Annotated in this window: 17 protein-coding genes; 10 read left to right on the top strand and 7 right to left on the bottom strand. The window is 59.2% G+C overall.

Annotated features, from left to right (window positions below):
* Window positions 1-29 precede the first annotated feature (29 nt).
* The 8 genes from ALP40_RS12090 (at window position 30) to ALP40_RS12130 (ending at window position 10,491) form a co-directional block, all read left to right on the top strand.
* Complete coding sequence (locus tag ALP40_RS12090; RefSeq protein WP_122208504.1) at window positions 30-1,289, top strand: ATP-binding protein; 1,260 nt, start codon at window positions 30-32, stop codon at window positions 1,287-1,289.
* Complete coding sequence (locus ALP40_RS12095) at window positions 1,286-1,849, top strand: response regulator transcription factor (protein WP_122208505.1); 564 nt, start codon at window positions 1,286-1,288, stop codon at window positions 1,847-1,849. Before ALP40_RS12090 ends, ALP40_RS12095 begins: the two co-directional genes overlap by 4 nt.
* Window positions 1,850-1,938: 89 nt before the next feature.
* The gene (locus ALP40_RS12100) at window positions 1,939-3,672 is read left to right on the top strand and encodes an ABC transporter ATP-binding protein/permease (RefSeq protein WP_122208506.1); all 1,734 of its coding nucleotides are present in this window, start codon (window positions 1,939-1,941) and stop codon (window positions 3,670-3,672) included.
* A gap of 100 nt (window positions 3,673-3,772) precedes the next feature.
* Window positions 3,773-4,522, top strand: coding sequence for a FadR/GntR family transcriptional regulator (locus ALP40_RS12105; RefSeq protein WP_122208573.1), 750 nt, complete (start codon window positions 3,773-3,775; stop codon window positions 4,520-4,522).
* Between the two features lie 350 nt (window positions 4,523-4,872).
* Entirely contained in the window at window positions 4,873-5,784 is a 912-nt protein-coding gene (gene kdgD, locus ALP40_RS12110) for a 5-dehydro-4-deoxyglucarate dehydratase (protein WP_099226695.1), read from the top strand.
* Window positions 5,785-5,949: 165 nt separating this feature from the next.
* Window positions 5,950-7,332, top strand: coding sequence for an MFS transporter (locus tag ALP40_RS12115; protein WP_122208507.1), 1,383 nt, complete (start codon window positions 5,950-5,952; stop codon window positions 7,330-7,332).
* A gap of 10 nt (window positions 7,333-7,342) precedes the next feature.
* Entirely contained in the window at window positions 7,343-8,896 is a 1,554-nt protein-coding gene (garD, locus tag ALP40_RS12120) for a galactarate dehydratase (RefSeq protein WP_122208508.1), read from the top strand.
* 440 nt (window positions 8,897-9,336) lie between these two features.
* Entirely contained in the window at window positions 9,337-10,491 is a 1,155-nt protein-coding gene (locus tag ALP40_RS12130; protein ID WP_409077519.1) for an L-dopachrome tautomerase-related protein, read from the top strand.
* Window positions 10,492-10,704: 213 nt separating this feature from the next.
* Here the strand turns inward: ALP40_RS12130 and ALP40_RS12135 are convergent, their stop codons facing one another.
* Window positions 10,705-11,331, bottom strand: coding sequence for a Yip1 family protein (locus ALP40_RS12135; protein WP_122208511.1), 627 nt, complete (start codon window positions 11,329-11,331; stop codon window positions 10,705-10,707).
* 224 nt (window positions 11,332-11,555) lie between these two features.
* Between ALP40_RS12135 and ALP40_RS12140 the strand changes: the two genes are divergently transcribed.
* A complete protein-coding gene (locus tag ALP40_RS12140) occupies window positions 11,556-11,795 on the top strand; it encodes a PLD nuclease N-terminal domain-containing protein (RefSeq protein WP_122208512.1) in 240 nt (79 codons plus the stop codon).
* A gap of 6 nt (window positions 11,796-11,801) precedes the next feature.
* Here the strand turns inward: ALP40_RS12140 and ALP40_RS12145 are convergent, their stop codons facing one another.
* From ALP40_RS12145 to ALP40_RS12155, 3 genes are read right to left on the bottom strand one after another with little or no spacing between them, the layout of a single operon-like run.
* Window positions 11,802-12,572: a S9 family peptidase gene (locus tag ALP40_RS12145; RefSeq protein WP_122208513.1), complete on the bottom strand. Its 771-nt coding sequence runs from the start codon at window positions 12,570-12,572 to the stop codon at window positions 11,802-11,804.
* Window positions 12,556-13,680 carry a DUF3182 family protein gene (locus ALP40_RS12150; RefSeq protein ID WP_409077516.1) on the bottom strand — a complete coding sequence of 375 codons (1,125 nt, stop codon included), beginning with the start codon at window positions 13,678-13,680 and terminating at the stop codon, window positions 12,556-12,558. The genes ALP40_RS12145 and ALP40_RS12150 overlap by 17 nt, the downstream gene beginning before the upstream one ends.
* Window positions 13,681-13,709: 29 nt before the next feature.
* Window positions 13,710-14,093, bottom strand: coding sequence for a Rho termination factor N-terminal domain-containing protein (locus tag ALP40_RS12155; protein ID WP_122208515.1), 384 nt, complete (start codon window positions 14,091-14,093; stop codon window positions 13,710-13,712).
* 228 nt (window positions 14,094-14,321) lie between these two features.
* Between ALP40_RS12155 and ALP40_RS12160 the strand changes: the two genes are divergently transcribed.
* Window positions 14,322-14,510 carry a hypothetical protein gene (locus tag ALP40_RS12160; protein ID WP_122208516.1) on the top strand — a complete coding sequence of 63 codons (189 nt, stop codon included), beginning with the start codon at window positions 14,322-14,324 and terminating at the stop codon, window positions 14,508-14,510.
* 250 nt (window positions 14,511-14,760) lie between these two features.
* Here the strand turns inward: ALP40_RS12160 and ALP40_RS12165 are convergent, their stop codons facing one another.
* The 3 genes from ALP40_RS12165 to ALP40_RS12175 form a co-directional block, all read right to left on the bottom strand.
* Window positions 14,761-14,976: a hypothetical protein gene (locus ALP40_RS12165; protein WP_122208517.1), complete on the bottom strand. Its 216-nt coding sequence runs from the start codon at window positions 14,974-14,976 to the stop codon at window positions 14,761-14,763.
* Window positions 14,977-15,173: 197 nt separating this feature from the next.
* Window positions 15,174-15,959 carry a sulfite exporter TauE/SafE family protein gene (locus tag ALP40_RS12170; protein ID WP_122208518.1) on the bottom strand — a complete coding sequence of 262 codons (786 nt, stop codon included), beginning with the start codon at window positions 15,957-15,959 and terminating at the stop codon, window positions 15,174-15,176.
* Between the two features lie 91 nt (window positions 15,960-16,050).
* On the bottom strand, window positions 16,051-17,874 hold the full coding sequence (locus ALP40_RS12175; RefSeq protein WP_122208519.1) for a sensor domain-containing phosphodiesterase: 1,824 nt from the start codon (window positions 17,872-17,874) through the stop codon (window positions 16,051-16,053).
* Window positions 17,875-18,122 lie beyond the last annotated feature (248 nt).

The following is an 18,122-nucleotide window of genomic DNA, read 5'->3' on the forward strand; positions in this document are numbered from 1 at the left end:
TCCGCCTGGAGCGCTCATCAGGAGAGCTCATGCTCGCCCCCGTTCAAATGCTTTCAGCTACGCGTCAGAACCTGTGGCGCCTGACGTTCATCCGTATCCTTGTACTGGCCGCCCAGGCCGGTTCAGTGGGTATCGCCTGGCTGTTCGACTTTCTTCCGCTGCCGTGGCTGCAATTGTCGATCACCCTGGGCTGTTCGCTGATCCTGTGCGTGCTGACCGCCATACGCTTGCGCACCTCGTTGCCGCTGACAGAGCTTGAGTACGCGTTGCAACTGGCGCTGGATCTGCTGATTCATAGCGCCTTGCTGTATTACTCGGGCGGCTCGACCAACCCGTTCGTTTCCTATTACCTGGTGCCGCTCACCATTGCCGCAGCCACTCTGCCGTGGCGGTATTCGCTGATCCTGTCCGGCTTTGCGCTGGGGCTCTACACCTTTCTGATGGTGCAGTCCTATCCGCTGGAAACCTACCCCATCGCCCGTGAAAACATGCAGGTCTACGGCATGTGGTTGAGCTTCGTGCTGGCCGCAGGGGTCATCACGTTCTTTGCGGCGAAGATGGCTGAAGAACTGCGTCGACAGGAGCAACTGCGCGCCGAGCGACGAGAAGAGGGCTTGCGTGATCAGCAACTGCTTGCGGTGGCGACACAGGCCGCAGGTGCCGCCCACGAGCTGGGTACGCCGTTGGCGACCATGAGCGTGCTGCTCAAGGAGATGCGTCAGGACCACAGCGACCCGGCGTTGCAGGAAGACCTGTCTGTGCTGCAGGAGCAGGTTAAGCAGTGCAAACAGACCCTTCAGCAACTGGTGCGTGCCGCCGAGGCGAACCGGCGCATGGCGGTGGAGTATCAGCCTGCGACGCAGTGGCTGGACGAGTCGCTCAATCGCTGGCACCTGATGCGCCCGGAAGTGAGCTATCGCTTCCTGAAACTGGGCAAGGACGCGGTGCCCATGCTCGCGCCGCCACCGGACCTGACCCAGGCGCTGCTCAACCTGCTCAACAACGCCGCCGATGCCTGTCCCGAGGGGCTGGAGGTCAATCTGGACTGGGACAGCGCCGAAGTCTGCATCAGTATTCGCGACCACGGCGCCGGTGTGCCGCTGGCCATTGCCGAGCAGATCGGCAAACCATTCTTTACTACCAAGGGCAAAGGCTTCGGCCTGGGTCTGTTTCTGAGCAAGGCCAGCGTCACCCGCGCGGGTGGCTCGGTAAAGCTCTACAGTCATGAAGAAGGCGGTACGCTCACCGAGCTGCGACTGCCCCGTGACACGCGAGGAGATGAAGCATGAGTGACGAAGAGATCCAGGTCGAAGGCGAAGAGCTGCCTCACCTGCTGCTGGTCGACGACGACGCAACCTTCACTCGGGTCATGGCCCGCGCCATGAGCCGTCGCGGCTTTCGGGTCAGCACCGCAGGTTCGGCCGAGGAAGGCCTGATACTGGCGCAGCAGGACATTCCCGAATACGCTGCGCTGGACCTGAAAATGGATGGCGACTCCGGCTTGGTGCTGCTGCCCAAGCTGTTGGAGCTGGACCCTGACATGCGCGTGGTGATCCTCACCGGCTATTCGAGCATCGCCACCGCCGTGGAGGCCATCAAGCGCGGCGCCTGCAACTACCTGTGCAAGCCTGCCGACGCCGACGACGTGCTGGCAGCCCTGCTGTCCGAGCATGCCAACCTCGACACGCTGGTGCCTGAAAACCCCATGTCGGTGGATCGCTTGCAGTGGGAACATATTCAGCGTGTGCTGACCGAGCATGAAGGGAACATTTCGGCGACCGCCAGGGCGCTGGGCATGCATCGCCGCACTCTGCAGCGCAAATTGCAGAAGCGCCCTGTGCGACGTTAATGAAGGTTTCTTCATAGAGGTCGCCCCGGCGTTTTTTTGCTTCATTGTGACCAGGCATCGTTCTTTTACAGACAGCGAGCCTGAATTACATGAAACGCAATGCCGAATACACCGTCGTCAACGACACCGTCAAAGGGGCGTTCTTTCCCCGGGCCTGGAGGCTGATTACGCCGTATTGGCGCAGTGAAGACAAAACATTGGCCTGGGTGCTTCTGGTTTCCGTGATCGCCCTGTCACTGTTCAGCGTGCAGATGTCAGTGATGTTCAACAGCTGGTACCGCGAGTTTTACAACGCGCTGCAGAGCAAGGACACCGGGGCGTTTACGCACCTGATCCTGTATTTCAGCGGTCTTGCCGCCATCGCCATTTTCGCTGCGGTGTATCGCCTTTACCTCACCCAAATGCTCACCATCCGCTGGCGTCGCTGGCTGACCGAACAGCATTTTGCGCGCTGGCTGGCACACAAAAATTACTACCATCTGGAGCAGGGCGGCTACACCGACAACCCGGACCAGCGCCTGTCCGAAGACCTCAACGAGTTCACCACCAGTACCCTGCACCTTGGGCTGGGGCTGATGAGCGCGGTGGTCAGTCTGGTGTCGTTCTCGGTCATTCTGTGGGGCGTGTCGGGCAGCGTCGAACTGTTTGGCATCACTGTTCATGGCTACATGTTTTGGGCAGCCATGCTCTACGCCATCGTTGGCAGCTTTCTGACCCACTGGATCGGTCGGCGCCTCATTCCCCTGAACAACCAGCAGGAACGTTACGAAGCCGATCTTCGTTATGCGTTGGTGCGGGTGCGGGAAAATGCCGAAAGCATTGCGCTGTCCGACGGCGAAACGAACGAAAACCAGCGGTTGAGCGGCCGGTTCTCGATGATCTGGCACAACGTGCTGACCTCGATGAAGGTGCAGAAACGACTGACGTTTTTCACCTCGGGTTACGGCCAGATCGCGATCATCTTTCCGTTCGTGGTCGCAGCGCCTCGTTACTTCGCAGGCAAAATCGAGCTGGGTGATCTGATGCAGATCAACTCTGCGTTCGGCAACGTGCAAGAGAATTTCAGTTGGTTCATCAGTGCGTACGACACGCTGGCGTCCTGGCGTGCGACCAGTGATCGCCTGCTGAGCTTTCGTCAGGCCATGACCGATCGTGAAGCCCAGGCTCCGGCCATCGAGCGGGTGTGCACCGATGATGCGCTGAACGTACACAACCTGGGGCTTACGCTTGCAAGCGGCCGCAAGCTGCTCAGTAATTCATTTCTTCATATCGAGACGGGCGAGCGGGTCATGCTCAGCGGACGCTCGGGCAGTGGCAAGAGCTCCTTGCTCAGAGCGATCGGCGGGTTATGGCCACAAGGTGCTGGCAGGATCGGCCTGCCTGCGGGGCAAGCGCTGTTTCTGCCGCAGCGGCCTTATCTGCCCATCGGGACGTTGCGTGACGCCCTGAGTTATCCACATCCGGCCGACAAATACCCGGCTCAACGATACGTCGATGTGCTGCACACGTGCCGCCTCGAACCGCTGGTGTCGCGACTGGACGAGAGTGACCACTGGCAACGCGTTCTGTCACCCGGCGAGCAGCAGCGGGTTGCCTTCGCGCGCGCGCTGCTGTTGGCTCCGCAATGGCTGTATATGGATGAAGCGACGTCTGCGATGGATGAAGAGGACGAGGCGGCGATGCATAACGCGATCATCGGTCAGATTCCGGGCCTGACCCTGCTCAGCGTGGGGCATCGCAGCAGCCTCAAGCGTTTTCATGGCAGGCATGTGCGGGTTGAAGAGGGGCAATTGGTCGAGCGGCGCGAGCCTGAATCCGCCTGATGTCGCTTTTGGACTGCGGGGCCGAGCTTTTGGGGTGTGATCATACAACCGCTGAGCTATGATTGGCGCTTGTTTAACTGTCCAGAGATCGATGTTGGATATGGAAAATCAAAGCGCTCCGCCCCGCGCCCGCAGAAAACACCGCAGCCTTGCGCAGGAGCTGGTGACTGAACTGTCCGAGCGTATCCGCAGCGGACAGCTCAAGCGCGGCGATAAATTGCCTACCGAGTCCGCGATCATGGAAGAGCAGGGCGTCAGTCGCACTGTGGTCCGTGAAGCGATTTCGCGCCTGCAGGCGTCGGGTCTGGTGGAAACACGCCACGGAATCGGCACCTTCGTACTGGACACGCCGAGCCCGAGCGGCTTCCGGATCGATCCGGCCACCATCGTCACCTTGCGCGATGTGCTTGCGATTCTGGAATTGCGTATCAGCCTGGAGGTGGAGTCCGCGGGGCTGGCCGCACAGCGTCGCAGCCCCGAGGAACTCGCCGCCATGCGTGCTGCTCTAGACGCGCTGAATGAAAGCGCTGCTCACGCCACCGATGCCGTGGCGTCCGACTTCCAGTTTCACCTGCAGATTGCGCTGTCGACCGGTAATCGCTACTTCACCGACATCATGACCCACCTGGGCACCAGCATCATTCCGCGCACGCGGCTGAATTCTGCGCGCCTGGCCCATGACGATCAGCAGCACTATATGGATCGGCTCAGCCGCGAGCACGAGGAAATCTACGAGGCCATCGCTCGTCAGGATTCCGACGCGGCCCGCGCCGCCATGCGTCTGCACCTGACCAACAGCCGCGAACGCCTGCGCCACGCCCATGAAGAGGCTGAATCGCAGCGGGCTTGACGATGCGGAATGTGGGAGCGGACTTGTCCGCGAATACAGCGTCCAGCCGGTGCATCTTCGTCAGATGCACCGGCTTTCGCGGACAAGTCTGCTACCACGGCATGGAGTGCGCGCGCGTCATGGCGACCCTTCGATCACGCCTCAATCCGCAGTTATCGTATAACCTTCCGCAATCCCGAATCCCGTCATAGCCCCGCCCGCCGAGGCCTGTAACCCCATTCATCGCGACGAATCACAAAAACCCGTAAATCCCTGTTGAGGGAATGTATTTTCAGTTGTACGATGACTTACGACATCGGCACTGCCCCGGTGATCCATTCACAATTTATGTCCCACAGGGTGTTCGAATAATGAATCCACAAGAACTGAAGTCCATCCTCTCTTCCGGCCTGCTGTCCTTCCCGGTTACCGATTTCAATGCTCAGGGCGACTTCCATCGCGCTGGCTATATCAAGCGTCTCGAGTGGCTGGCCCCGTATGGCGCCAGCGCTCTGTTCGCCGCAGGTGGCACAGGTGAGTTCTTCTCCCTGGCCGCGAGCGAATACTCCGAAATCATCAAGACTGCCGTCGATACCTGCGCCACTAGCGTGCCGATCCTCGCTGGCGTAGGCGGTCCTACTCGCCAGGCCATCGAGTACGCTCAAGAAGCCGAGCGTCTGGGCGCCAAAGGCCTGCTGTTGCTGCCGCATTACCTGACCGAAGCCAGCCAGGACGGCGTTGCCGCCCACGTTGAAGCGGTCTGCAAGTCGGTCAAGATCGGTGTGGTTGTTTACAACCGTAACGTCTGCCGCCTGAACGCTTCGCTGCTGGAAAAACTGGCCGAGCGCTGCCCGAACCTGATCGGCTACAAGGATGGCCTGGGCGATATTGAACTGATGGTGTCGATCCGCCGCCGTCTGGGCGACCGTTTCTCCTACCTGGGTGGTCTGCCGACCGCAGAAGTCTACGCAGCGGCCTACAAGGCTCTGGGCGTTCCGGTCTACTCCTCGGCAGTGTTCAACTTCGTCCCGAAACTGGCGATGGATTTCTACCACGCCATTTCTCGCGACGACCACGAAGCCGTCGGCAAATACATCGATGACTTCTTCCTGCCTTACCTGGAAATCCGTAACCGCAAAGCGGGCTACGCCGTGAGTATCGTGAAAGCCGGTGCGAAAATCGCAGGCTATGACGCAGGTCCGGTCCGCGCGCCGCTGACCGACCTGACGCCAGAAGAGTGCGACATGCTCGCAGCGCTGATGGACAAGCAAGGCAAGCAGTAACACCTCTAAAGACCGAACCGCTGAGCGATCAGCGGTTTTGTCGTTGGAACGCATGACCCGTACAGGTAGAAGCTGGCGTCGCCGCGACACTTCTAAGGGGCCTGTAGCGCTGCACCCAAAAACAGATTTACCCGCGTAAAAAAATAACTAGTGGGAGTTCAACCGATGCATACGTCCAAGCCGACGCACGTCCGCTATTTGATCCTGCTGATGCTGTTTCTGGTCACCACGATCAACTACGCCGACCGTGCCACCATCGCTATCGCCGGTTCAAGCATCCAGAAAGACCTGGGCATCAGTGCCGTCACTCTGGGCTACATTTTCTCTGCATTCGGCTGGGCCTACGTGGCCGGTCAGATACCCGGTGGCTGGCTGCTCGACCGTTTCGGTTCGAAGAAAGTCTACGCCCTGAGCATTTTCACCTGGTCGCTGTTCACCCTGCTGCAAGGCTATGTGGGCGAGTTCGGCATCTCCACCGCCATCGTCGCGCTGTTCATGCTGCGCTTCCTGGTGGGCCTGGCCGAAGCGCCATCCTTCCCCGGCAACGCACGTATCGTCGCAGCCTGGTTCCCGACCGCCGAACGCGGCACGGCATCCGCCATCTTCAACTCCGCGCAGTACTTCGCCACGGTTCTGTTTGCGCCGCTGATGGGCTGGATCGTCTACACCTACGGCTGGCAGCACGTGTTCATCGTGATGGGCGCGGCAGGCATCGTTTTCTCCGCCATCTGGATGAAAGTCATCTACAGCCCGCGCAACCACCCGCGCATCAACCAGGCCGAGATCGATCACATCGCCAATAACGGCGGCATGGTCGACATGGATCAGGACAAATCGAAGTCGAAGAAAGACGGCAGCAGCGGTCCGAAATGGGACTACATCAAGCAGTTGCTGACCAACCGCATGATGCTGGGCATCTACCTGAGCCAGTACTGCATCAACGGCATCACCTACTTCTTCCTGACCTGGTTCCCGGTGTACCTGGTCCAGGAACGCGGCATGACCATCCTCAAGGCAGGCATCATCGCGTCCCTGCCAGCCATCTGTGGTTTCATCGGCGGCGTGCTGGGCGGGATCATCTCCGACTACCTGCTGCGCAAGGGCCACTCGCTGACCTTTGCCCGCAAGGCACCGATCATTGGCGGTCTGCTGCTGTCGACCTCCATCGTGACCTGCAACTATGTCGATATCGAATGGATGGTCGTGGGCTTCATGGCCCTGGCATTTTTCGGCAAAGGCGTGGGCGCACTGGGCTGGGCTGTCATGTCCGACGTATCGCCCAAGCAGATCGCCGGTTTGAGCGGCGGCCTGTTCAACACCTTCGGTAACATTGCATCGATCACCACCCCGATCGTGATTGGTTACATCATCAGCACCACCGGCTCGTTCAAATGGGCACTGGTGTTCGTCGGCGCCAACGCGCTGCTGGCGGTGATCAGTTACATTTTCATCGTGGGTGAAATCAAGCGTGTGGAATTGATAGAGCCGCCTGTAAAGGGGCCATTGCCGACCGATCCGGCCAGCAACCTTTCCGAAGCAAAATCCTGAGGAAACCGTGATGAACCTGATTCAACATGCCGATTCTCCACGTTACATCCGGCTGCATGCGCTGGATAACGTGGTGGTCGTGGTCAACGACCAGGGTGTGCCGGCCGGAACCGAATTCGATAACGGCCTGGTGACTGTCGATAACGTACCGCAGAGCCATAAGGTCAGCACCGTTGACCTGGCCGAGGGTGACGCCGTGATTCGTTACGGCCACACCATCGGCTATGCCCTGCAACCGATACCGCGTGGCAGTTGGGTCAGGGAAGACCAGTTGCGCATGCCGTCAGCGCCTGCGCTCGACAGCCTGCCGATGTCCGATGCCGTGCCTGCCAAGGGCGAGCCACTGGAAGGCTACACCTTCGAAGGCTATCGCAACGCCGATGGCACCGTGGGCACTCGTAACATTCTGGGCATCACCACGACCGTGCAGTGCGTGACCGGCGTGCTCGACTTTGCCGTCAAGCGCATCCGCGACGAGTTGCTGCCCAAATACCCGAACGTCGATGACGTGGTGGCCCTGACCCACAGCTATGGCTGCGGCGTGGCCATCACCGCCACCGATGCCTATATCCCGATTCGTACCGTGCGCAACCTGGCGCGCAATCCGAACCTGGGGGGCGAGGCATTGGTGATCAGCCTGGGCTGTGAAAAGCTGCAGGCCGGTCAGGTGATGCACGAGGGCGATAGCTCGGTGGATCTCAGCGAGCCGTGGCTCTACAAACTTCAGGATTCCAGCCACGGCTTCAATGAAATGGTCGAGCAGATCATGGAGCTGGCCGAGGTGCGCCTGAAGAAGCTGGACGCGCGTCGTCGCGAGACGGTGCCAGCCTCCGAACTGATTCTGGGCATGCAGTGCGGCGGCAGCGATGCGTTTTCCGGCATCACGGCCAATCCGGCGCTGGGTTATGCGTCGGATCTGTTGCTGCGTGCGGGCGCGACGGTGATGTTCTCCGAAGTGACCGAAGTGCGCGATGCCATTTATCTGCTGACCTCCCGTGCGCAAGACCAAGACGTCGCTCAGGCGCTTGTGCGCGAAATGGACTGGTACGACCGTTACCTGGCCAAAGGCGAGGCGGATCGCAGCGCCAACACCACGCCAGGCAACAAGAAGGGTGGGTTGTCGAACATTGTCGAGAAGTCCCTCGGGTCCATCGTCAAGTCCGGCAGCAGCGCCATTAACGGTGTGCTCGGCCCTGGCGAGCGGGTCAATGGCAAAGGGCTGATCTTCTGCGCCACCCCGGCCAGTGACTTCGTGTGCGGCACGCTGCAACTGGCCGCCGGGATGAACCTGCATGTGTTCACCACCGGGCGCGGCACGCCGTACGGTCTGGCGATGGCTCCGGTGGTCAAGGTCTCGACCCGCACCGAACTGGCCCAGCGCTGGCCGGACCTGATCGACATCGATGCCGGGCGCATCGCTACCGGACGCGCGAGCATCGAGGACTTGGGTTGGGAGCTGTTCCACTACTACCTGGAAGTGGCCAGCGGCAAGAAAAAGACCTGGACCGAGCACTACCGCCTCCACAACGACATCACCCTGTTCAACCCCGCACCGATTACCTGATCGGTCGGGGGGCGACGGCACGCTGCAGGGTGAACCGGGACAGACCTGCAGCCCGCTGCTTCGGGCCTTACTGAGGTAACGGTTGTCTATCCGGCAGCTTTGCGCAGGCATTCACACTGGCCTCGTCAATACGGCAGCCCATGCGGTTGCCGTACTCCCGCAAGTATGTCGTTCGATGCGGACCCACCAGACGATGCCGTGCGAACGCCCAACCTTCACAGTGCGCAACAGCCCAACCTTGCCCTGCCGGGCCATTTTCTCTATTTGATTGAAAGTGTTAGCGAAATTAACGGCTTCTTTTGTCGCAACAAAGGGGTCAGTATCCGCTGCAGCGATGTCGCCTGTTCGGCACATCCGGCCATACCCAATGGCCATCCCACTTTTGATACTGGCCTGCTCACTGTTGGCCAAGGAGACCTTTCTTGTCTTTCAAACAACCGATGTCCTGGGCTTCTGCGGCCTTGATGGTTGCACTCGGTAGCCAGGCTGTTCAGGCTGCGACCCCCGCCAAGCTTCCAGAAGACAAACCCGTGGGGAAAATCGAACAGGTCTTCGCGTTCCATGACGCCATGCCGACAGGCGTCAGCGTCACTGAAAAAGGCCGCATTTTTGTCAACTTCCCGCGGTGGGGCGACAAAGTGCCGTTCACGGTCGGGGAAGTACGCGACGGCAAGGTGGTGCCTTATCCTGACAGTGCCTTGAACCAGGCGGACCCGCAGCATCCCGAGAAGGGATTCATCAGCGTTCAGAGCGTCGTGGCAGACGGCTTGGGCTATCTATGGATACTCGATACCGCTGCACCTGAATTTTCTAAACCGGTCGCTGGCGGCGCAAAACTGGTGGCCATTGACCTCAAGACCAACAAAGTCGCCAAGACGTTGGTTTTTCCTGAGAACGTCATTCTGCCCAGCACCTATGTCAACGACATGCGCTTTGACTTCAGTGCTGGCAAAGAGGGTGTGGTCTATATCACCGACTCTTCTGTCAGTGGCCCCGGCGCAATCATTGTCCTGGACATTGCCACCGGCAACGCCGTACGGCGTTTGAGTGGTGCCGCTTCGACGTCGGCAGATCCGGCCTTCGTGCCAAGGGTTGAAGGTCACATACTGAAAATGCGTAAGGCCGATGGCAGCAGCACGCCTTTCGCGGTGGCGTCCGACGGCATTGCGTTGTCCGCAGACCGCCAGACACTTTACTTCTCGCCGCTGTCCAGCCGACACCTGTATGCAGTGCCTGCCAGGCTGCTGCGCGATCCAGCCGTCACTGAAGATCAGCTCGTCGCCGCAGTGCAGGATCTCGGTGAAAAAGGGCCGTCGGATGGATTGGAGGCCGACAGTGAAGGTGCGATCTACGCGGGCGATTACGAAGACAACAGTATTCGTAAACGTCTTGCCGATGGGACCTGGCAAACCGTCGCTCACGATCCCCGGATGCTGTGGCCGGATACATTGTCGGTAAGCGCTGATGGCTACCTCTATTTCATTGCCAACCAGTTGCATCGCCAGGCGTTGTTTCATGGCGGCAAAGACCTTCGGGAAAAGCCCTACAGCCTGTTTCGAGTGAAGATCGACGCGACGCCGGTCAAGACGCGCTGAGATTGAGATCGTCCAGTTGCGCAGACCTCGTGGGAGCTCTCGTAGGTTACGACGGCAACGGTGGGCTGCGCAGCGGCCCCAGGCTGCATCTGACACACCGCATGTGCAGGTTTTGCTAACGGCTCCTGGCAGATCGCCAGCAAGCAGCCTCCCACAGCCCGGTGTCTGCTGCGCGACAGCGCTTGGCCCCGCCAGGCCTGCATTGATCCTGCGTTAGCCACCCGGCCCTTCCCCCAGCACGTTGCGTACGTAGTCAGGCGTCAGCACGTTGTACCAAAGCAATATCACCGACACCAGAATCGTCACCAGTACCAGAACACCCACTGCCCAGACAGCGGCCGCGTAGAGCGGGGCGGTGCCGGGTGGCAGGCGCATGAAAGTGCGGATACCGATGATCAATAGAAACGTCGAGTGGATCGCTGCCAGGCCCAGGATCAGAATCATCAGCCAGCGAGCCGGGTAGAGCCCCGCAATGCCTGCAATGAAAAACGGTGTGATGGTGTAGGTGGCGAAGCCAATGCACTGATTCAGCGAGGGGCGTGCTTCCGAGGTTCGCGAAAGCCAGCGAACGAACACGCCCATCAGTGCCGTGCCGATCACTGTAGCGACATAAAGCAGTGCGCATAACTGCAAGGCACTCTTGGCGCTCAGCCATACGCGGTCCTGCAGGGTCATGCTCCAGCCGACCTGAGTGGTGCCAATGTACAGGCAGACCGCAGGGATCAGTCCGAGCAGTACAAGATGGGGGATGTATTGGCGTGGGCTGTGTTCTTCCTCTTCGCGAATGTCTCGCCACGCATGGGCGGGTCGGGTGAACAGTTTGACGATGAATGCATTCATGGCGCTTCCCTCCGAGGGGCAACGGGTTTCGCAGGTCCTCGCGAACCCTCTTCGGGTTGGATGCATCACGACGTAATGGTTTCGCCGTATGGGACCGACGGCGGCCGACCCTCTGAAAAACGGCTGATTTTTCCTACTTCTCTGAACTTTAAGGTGCTCTCAAGCCTCTTCTACAGTAGGGGCGCCGGTCTGGCAGCCTTCGTTGAATGTGCAGGAGATTTCAAATGCCTTGGATATCGGAAAATCATTTGTGGCTGTTTGCGGCAATCACCGCGTTGATCGTGATTTCGGATATATGGGCGGTGATGCGCGTTCGTAAGAGCGTCACAGAGTCCAGTAACAAACTGATGTGGATCATCGTCATCGTAGCCGTGCCGATTCTGGGTGTCCTGGCACTGTTGATCGCAGGTCCGCGCCATGTAGACACGCCTGCCAAACCTGAGCAGCAGAGCACCAAGTACTGATCCGGTTCAGGAATACTTCGCCGAATGGTGAGGGTAATTGACCAGGCGCGCGCCAATGACCATTTCGCTGATCCAGTTTGTCAGCATCGAGCTGTAGACGCTCTGGCTGATATCACTGCTCAGCGCATGGTCGGCGCCGTCCACCAGCCGGTAGGTCAGCGAGTGCGCCAGTTCGAACGCACTGCGATAACTCATCAGCGTGGCATGCGGTACGTAATCGTCACGCTCTGACTCGATCAACAGCACGTCCCCCCTGAATTCCTTGCAGGCCGCCAATGCGCGGTTATCGGCGGCAGTCACGGCCGAGCGACGATAATGTGCGAGCCTGTCTCGATCCAGCTCCTGTTTGGGCATGTCCCAGTCGGCGTCCCAATACAACGCCGGCACACGTAACGCCATCCATTTGATCGGACGCATAGCGCTGAGAATGGTCGCCAGATAACCCCCGTAGCTGGTGCCGATGACCGCGATGGCTTGCGGGTCGACAGAAGGATGGCTGACCAGCCGATCATAAGCCGCCATCAGGTCTTCAAGGCTCTGCTCCCGTGAGACGGTGGCCCGCAGGCCTTCGGTGCGCTCATGACCGCGCAGATCGAACGTCAGGCACACACAACCCAGTCCGGTGATGTTCTTGGCGCGGGCCAGATCGCGTTGCTGGCTGCCGCCCCAGCCGTGGACGAACAGGATGCCTGGAAATTTCTCGCAAGGCGTGACGATCGATCCGGAGATGGAATACGTATCGACCTTGATTTCGATGGTTTCACTGCGCACGCTCATAAGGCTCAACCTGAATGAATTTGGTGATGAAGCCCACTTGAGGGTCGTCGCCCTCATAGAGCACTTGGGCATCGGGGGGAAGCGTGGTGGTGCCGTAGACCTCGTGACTCGACACGTCGATCCGGTTCAGGTCCGGGTCATCATGAAAGCGCAGCAACGCCTCGATTTCCGCAGGACTGGCACCGCCGATACGCCATGATTGCTCCAACACGCCCGAGCATCGTTTGCCCTGTCCGTTGGTGCCCAAGGCGATGTCGTAGTTTCGCCGCGACGCGATGAAGCCGGGAAAGCAGGCGAAGGCTGCGTTTTCATACGCCAGCGCCTGTTTCAAGGCGAGCCTGACCGTGTCGTCGAGTGGCCGCTCCAGCAGCGCCCGATAATCGCCACGCACCACGTGCAGGCGCGAACCGCCGTAAACGGTTTCCCTTTGGTTATCCTGAGTCAGGGTCTGCGTGCCGTAATAGCTGGCCGTCAGTCCGGCGACGTGTACTTGGCCCACGCTTAACGTCACCACGTCGTGCAGGTTTTCTTCCAGCACCAGCCCGTACTCTTTGACCTCGCGCAGGTTCTGCTGAGCAATGGCCTCGCTTAGCTCGGCTTCTGATGCCACGACCACCTGACCGCGTCCTGCCGTTGCCAGCACCGGCTTGACGCGCAGGGGGCCGCTGGCAAGCATCCGTTTGCCGACGCTCAGCGCGTCCTGCTCATCAAATACCGAGAACCCAGCGAGTACCGCGTGCTGTGCCTGACGATGGAAGTCATCGGACCAGCCGGGCGGTCTGAACGTCGCATTCTCGGGCAGCGGATGCGAAAGGGCTTTGGTTGCCATGAACGGTTCTGCAATCACTCCGCCAAACAGGTCGTCCGCAGAGCGGATGTCAGGATAGGCAAGGGCGGCGCGGTCGATCAGTGTGTCGGAAGGTACGAAGTACAACCCGGCGCCTTGATGCAGGGCGCGGTCATACACACCGACAAACTCTGCCTTCAGCAGCTCCGCCAGTTTTTGCGCAAGCACCTGATGAACCACCACCTCGTGGGTTGAGAGCGTCTTATGGGTAGGCAGCAGAACAACCTCGGACTTGCCTGTGAGTATCCCGTTCATGGACAACTCCTTAAAACGAACTGCAAGGGCAGGCCTCAGGAAGCCTTTTTGAGGGCTGTGATCAGTTCCTGTTTGCTCATGGTCGAGCGCCCGGAAATGTTCAGTCCTCGTGCGCGCTGCATGAGATCGACCTTGGTCTGGGACTCCAGCGGTTCATCAGTGCGCGGCTCGCCACGCTTGGTCGCCACAGCCCGTTTTGCCGAATCCTTGCGCGCGGCGGATTTGCCGGATGCCGATTTATGGGTGCCCGAGCCCCCCTTGCGCTCGCCGCCACCGGACTGTTTGTTCACCGTGGCCCAGGCCCGCGCCTCTGATTCGCTTTTGGAGACGCCTTTGGCCTCGTAGCCCTCTTCAATATGCTCGGCCTTGCGCTTTTGTTTGTCGGTGTATTTGTCTTTGTTCGAGTTCGTGGCAGGCATGACATCTCTCCTCTCGATCCTGAATGACATTCCGGTGCCGTGGTCAGGCGCACCATTACCCACTTGGCGCATTCCACGCAGCCCTTGGAGTTAGGAAGGACGCGGCGGCGAAGGAGTTCAGCAAAAAAGGATGAGCGGCGCAGTGGCAAAAATCTGAAACTCTGCAATTCTTCTGCAATGACGAGGTGTTTACATGCTCGCCATCCCTACCCGATCAAGGAGAAACTCATGTCGACGATTAGCAGATGGGCGTTGCAGGTTATTGCGCTGTTTTTGCTGGGATGGATGGCGACGGTGACCGCCAGCTGGAGCAGCTCGGTAGCGAGCGGGACGAGCAATGATCGTCTTGCCGAAGTGAACATCGGAGCGTTGACCACGGCGAAAGGCTCAGGGTTGGTCCAGACACACGTGCAATGACTTGAAGACTCCGCCCCTTGTTATGGTGCACTTTTTCGCAGGCAAAAAAATGGCCCACAACAGGGTGGGCCAAATGGGATTCATCAAAGGAGTGGGTTCAATTTACCCAGCCTGACGTGAAGAAGATGTGAAATGGATGTCAGCGAAACGAGAACGGTTTTCAGTTTTTATTCAGCGGCAACCGAATAAAAAACGCCGCTGCGAAGGCAGCAGCGTTTCAAGTGTTACGGGAATCAAATGCGGTGAACGCTCAGCGGGCGATGGCCCGTGATTGTCGTTCAGGTGCGGCGCGTTCAATGGGGGCGTGCCGTGTAGAGAACGGCAGCGAATGGGGGGCGTCGATTCTGGATTTCATGCGATCGGCAAATTCTTTGGCTTCCTGCCAGCTCCGGCATGTCACCGGGTAATCGTCCAGCTTCACGACCCAGTGGGCCCCGTAAACACCTTCTTCAATTCGGATAAGCATTATTGGCATCTCCAGTCAGCAAGGATGAGTCTGTGCCGAGCACCGGCGCGAAAGCAGACCGGCAAAATCCTGCGCCGAAAATCCGCGTCGGGCCACTAAAAAATGCAAATCCCGACAAGTGTGCGTTGCAAGCCACACACCTCAGGTTTCCAGGGCGAGACTGACGCAAGCATGTGACAGATTGACGTTGTGAGTGATCAGAATGCCAGTTTGAAGCCGATCATCCCCAGCATGATTGCCAGAAAGGGACGCAGCAGATCATCGGAAACGCGCCCGGCCATGTGACTGCCGAAGTAGATGCCGGGCAGTGAGCCCATCAACAGCCAGCCCAACAGCTCCCAATTCATGTTGCCCATGCTGGCATGACCCAGGCCCGCCACCAGCGTAAGTGGAACCGCGTGGGCGATCTCCGTGCCCACCAGGCGGCGGGTCGGCAATAAGGGGTAAAGGATGAACAACGCGACGGTGCCAAGGGCACCTGCACCGATGGACGTCAGCGCAACCATCGTGCCCAGGATCAGACCGGTGATAACCGTCAGGACGGTCAGGCTGGTGCCGGCAAAAAAGGAGTGTCCATCGCCACGGCCGTGGGCGAAGGCCAGCAATCGTTTCTTGAACAGCACAGCCAGCGCGGTCAGTAGCAATACGACGCCCAGCGCTTGTTTGATAATCGCGTTCAGGGCATCAGGTGCGGCGTGCAGGGTACTCAGGAACCACAACGTCAGCAACACCGCAGGCACACTGCCCAAGGTCAGCAGGCCGGTGACTTTCCAGTCTATGTTGTCGTTCTTCCGGTGGACCAACACCCCACCGGACTTGGTAATCGCGGCGTATAGCAGGTCCGTACCCACGGCAGTTGCAGGGTTGATCCCGAACCACAGCAGGATCGGGGTCATCAACGAACCGCCCCCGACACCGGTCATGCCTACGATAAAACCCACCACCAACCCTGCAACGACAAAACCCAAACCACCCGCTTCCATATCCAACCCTGTCCAGCAAACGTATCAGGCAAAAAGTGGCGGGCAGCATAGCGGCTTATGTTATGACCGGTTATGAAGATGTGTTCTAAGGTTATAACCGTTTGTCCCGTGAGGCGGCCGCGCGTGTTGCTTCAGCGACGCTTTGCAGCGGGTGCGTAGGGCTGAGCCAGCTCACCATCGTGTCGGCTTCGATGGGTTTTGCGATCAGGTAGCCTTGGCCTTCATCGCAGCCCCATTGTTTGACCAGCTTGCGGATTTCATCGGTCTCGATGCCTTCGGCCACAACGCAATAGCCCAGCTTTTTCGCCAGACCAATCAGCGCTTTCACCAGACGTTGATCCGTCTCGTCCGACACCAGGTTACGAATCAACGACTGATCCAGTTTGACGGTGGTCGCGGGCAACTGGCGCAGGTAGTTCCAGTTGCTGTAGCCCGTGCCGAAATCGTCGATTGCCACATCCATGCCCATCTCACGCATACGCTCCAATTGGCTGCGCACTTCGGCCGGGTTCTGCATCAGTGCGCTTTCGGTGAACTCCAGTTCGAAGCGGGTGGGGTGGATGTCATGCTCTTTCAGCAGCCTGATCATCGTGTCAGTGAATGCAGGACCGGTCAGGTCCTCAGGCGTAACGTTGATCGCAATACGGAAATCGAAACCTTCGCTTTGCCACTGGGCAGCCTGCTCGATGGCTGTTTTGAGCACCCACAGACTCAGGGGACGCATGAGCGCGGTCTTTTCCGCCAGGGGCACGAACTCTGCCGGGCCAATCGGTCCCATTGTCGGGTGGTTCCAGCGCAGCAGCGCTTCTACGGACGTACAGTGGCCGGAGACAAGATCAATGCGTGGCTGATAAACCAGTCGCAATTGATCATGAGCATGCACGGCGTGGGTCAGCGAGCTAAGCAGCCTGAAGGCGCGCTGCTGGGCGGCGTCTGAGTGGGGCTCGTACATGGCCCAGCCCGCGTTGCGATCACGCGCGTTGTCTGCGGCGCTGATGACCAGACGCATCCAGTCCTCCTCGCTGCTGGCATCGTTATCCAGAGCCACGACGCCCAAGCCCACCTGCATCTGCACGGGAATGCCGCGACACTGCACGGGCATCTCGAAGTCCTTGAGAATGGCGCGAAACATGTCTTCGTTCGCGGCATCGCCAGGCAGTAGAAAGCCGAAGCGTGTCGGGCTGACCTTGTAGAGCGAGCAGTCGACGGGTAGCAGATTCTGCAACCGTTGCTTGATCGCCATCACCATGTCTTGCGAATAGCTGTAGCCCAGCGCCTTGACGATGTCGTTAAGGAACTCAGGGGTGATCATGTCCACGGCCACCAGTCGGTGAGGCTGCTTCGAGCTGAGTGCCTGGCTGATGTCTTCTTGCAAGCGCGAGCGGTTGTACAGGCCGGTCGGCTGGTCGATGAAGCAGCTCATCCTCAGGCCAACGATGCGCTTCATCACCAGCGAGGCAAAGCGCTTGAGCATGAGCGCCTGCTTTTCGCTCATCGGTGGGCGAGGGCTGGTGTCGATGACACACAGGCTGCCCAGTGCGATCCCGTCGTCCGTGATCAGAGGAGCGCCTGCGTAGTAACGAATGTTTGGGTGCCCCGTGACCAGATTGTTGTCCATGAACCGTTCATCGAGCGTCGCGTTGGGCACCTCGAAGGGCTCATCGGCCAGGATCGTGTAGGCACAGAACGACACATCGCGTGGGGTTTCCTGAGCCTGTAACCCAACCCGGGCACGGAACCATTGGCGATGTTCGTCCACGATGGAAATCAGCGCGATGGGGGCATCGAAGAACTCGGCGGTCATTTCCACGATTTCATCGAAGACATCGTCCGCCGTATTCTCCAGCACGCACAGCTCCGCTATACGCAACAGGCGTTGCGTTTCGTTAAACGGGATGGGGGCGCAAGCGTTCATGGGTTTCTCGGCGGGGGCTACATGGGTGATGACTATATGACATCACAAAGTTCACTTTATCAGCGCACCATTTTTATCTATAGCCCCTGTCGCCTCTCTCAATGCATCAAAAGGCAGGGTTTAGAGCTGAAATAGAGAGGCGAGCCCCTTTTAAATCGGCCGGTCCAGCGCTTTCTGAACAACACTGAACCATTTTTACCATTCGTCGTTCGGCCTTCAGATTTCTGGATCGACTGCCTTCGCGTCGG

This window comes from Pseudomonas viridiflava (assembly GCF_003702045.1).
GTDB lineage: Bacteria > Pseudomonadota > Gammaproteobacteria > Pseudomonadales > Pseudomonadaceae > Aquipseudomonas > Aquipseudomonas viridiflava_C.

What these genes read in the sequence shown, in the direction of transcription:
- ALP40_RS12090 (WP_122208504.1), top strand. Translation starts at nt 30, where the DNA reads ATGCTCGCCCCCGTTCAAATGCTTTCAGCTACGCGTCAGAACCTGTGG.
- ALP40_RS12095 (WP_122208505.1), top strand. Translation starts at nt 1,286, where the DNA reads ATGAGTGACGAAGAGATCCAGGTCGAAGGCGAAGAGCTGCCTCACCTG.
- ALP40_RS12100 (WP_122208506.1), top strand. Translation starts at nt 1,939, where the DNA reads ATGAAACGCAATGCCGAATACACCGTCGTCAACGACACCGTCAAAGGG.
- ALP40_RS12105 (WP_122208573.1), top strand. Translation starts at nt 3,773, where the DNA reads ATGGAAAATCAAAGCGCTCCGCCCCGCGCCCGCAGAAAACACCGCAGC.
- kdgD (WP_099226695.1), top strand. Translation starts at nt 4,873, where the DNA reads ATGAATCCACAAGAACTGAAGTCCATCCTCTCTTCCGGCCTGCTGTCC.
- ALP40_RS12115 (WP_122208507.1), top strand. Translation starts at nt 5,950, where the DNA reads ATGCATACGTCCAAGCCGACGCACGTCCGCTATTTGATCCTGCTGATG.
- garD (WP_122208508.1), top strand. Translation starts at nt 7,343, where the DNA reads ATGAACCTGATTCAACATGCCGATTCTCCACGTTACATCCGGCTGCAT.
- ALP40_RS12130 (WP_409077519.1), top strand. Translation starts at nt 9,337, where the DNA reads ATGTCCTGGGCTTCTGCGGCCTTGATGGTTGCACTCGGTAGCCAGGCT.
- ALP40_RS12135 (WP_122208511.1), bottom strand. Translation starts at nt 11,331, where the DNA reads ATGAATGCATTCATCGTCAAACTGTTCACCCGACCCGCCCATGCGTGG.
- ALP40_RS12140 (WP_122208512.1), top strand. Translation starts at nt 11,556, where the DNA reads ATGCCTTGGATATCGGAAAATCATTTGTGGCTGTTTGCGGCAATCACC.
- ALP40_RS12145 (WP_122208513.1), bottom strand. Translation starts at nt 12,572, where the DNA reads ATGAGCGTGCGCAGTGAAACCATCGAAATCAAGGTCGATACGTATTCC.
- ALP40_RS12155 (WP_122208515.1), bottom strand. Translation starts at nt 14,093, where the DNA reads ATGCCTGCCACGAACTCGAACAAAGACAAATACACCGACAAACAAAAG.
- ALP40_RS12160 (WP_122208516.1), top strand. Translation starts at nt 14,322, where the DNA reads ATGTCGACGATTAGCAGATGGGCGTTGCAGGTTATTGCGCTGTTTTTG.
- ALP40_RS12165 (WP_122208517.1), bottom strand. Translation starts at nt 14,976, where the DNA reads ATGCTTATCCGAATTGAAGAAGGTGTTTACGGGGCCCACTGGGTCGTG.
- ALP40_RS12170 (WP_122208518.1), bottom strand. Translation starts at nt 15,959, where the DNA reads ATGGAAGCGGGTGGTTTGGGTTTTGTCGTTGCAGGGTTGGTGGTGGGT.
- ALP40_RS12175 (WP_122208519.1), bottom strand. Translation starts at nt 17,874, where the DNA reads ATGAACGCTTGCGCCCCCATCCCGTTTAACGAAACGCAACGCCTGTTG.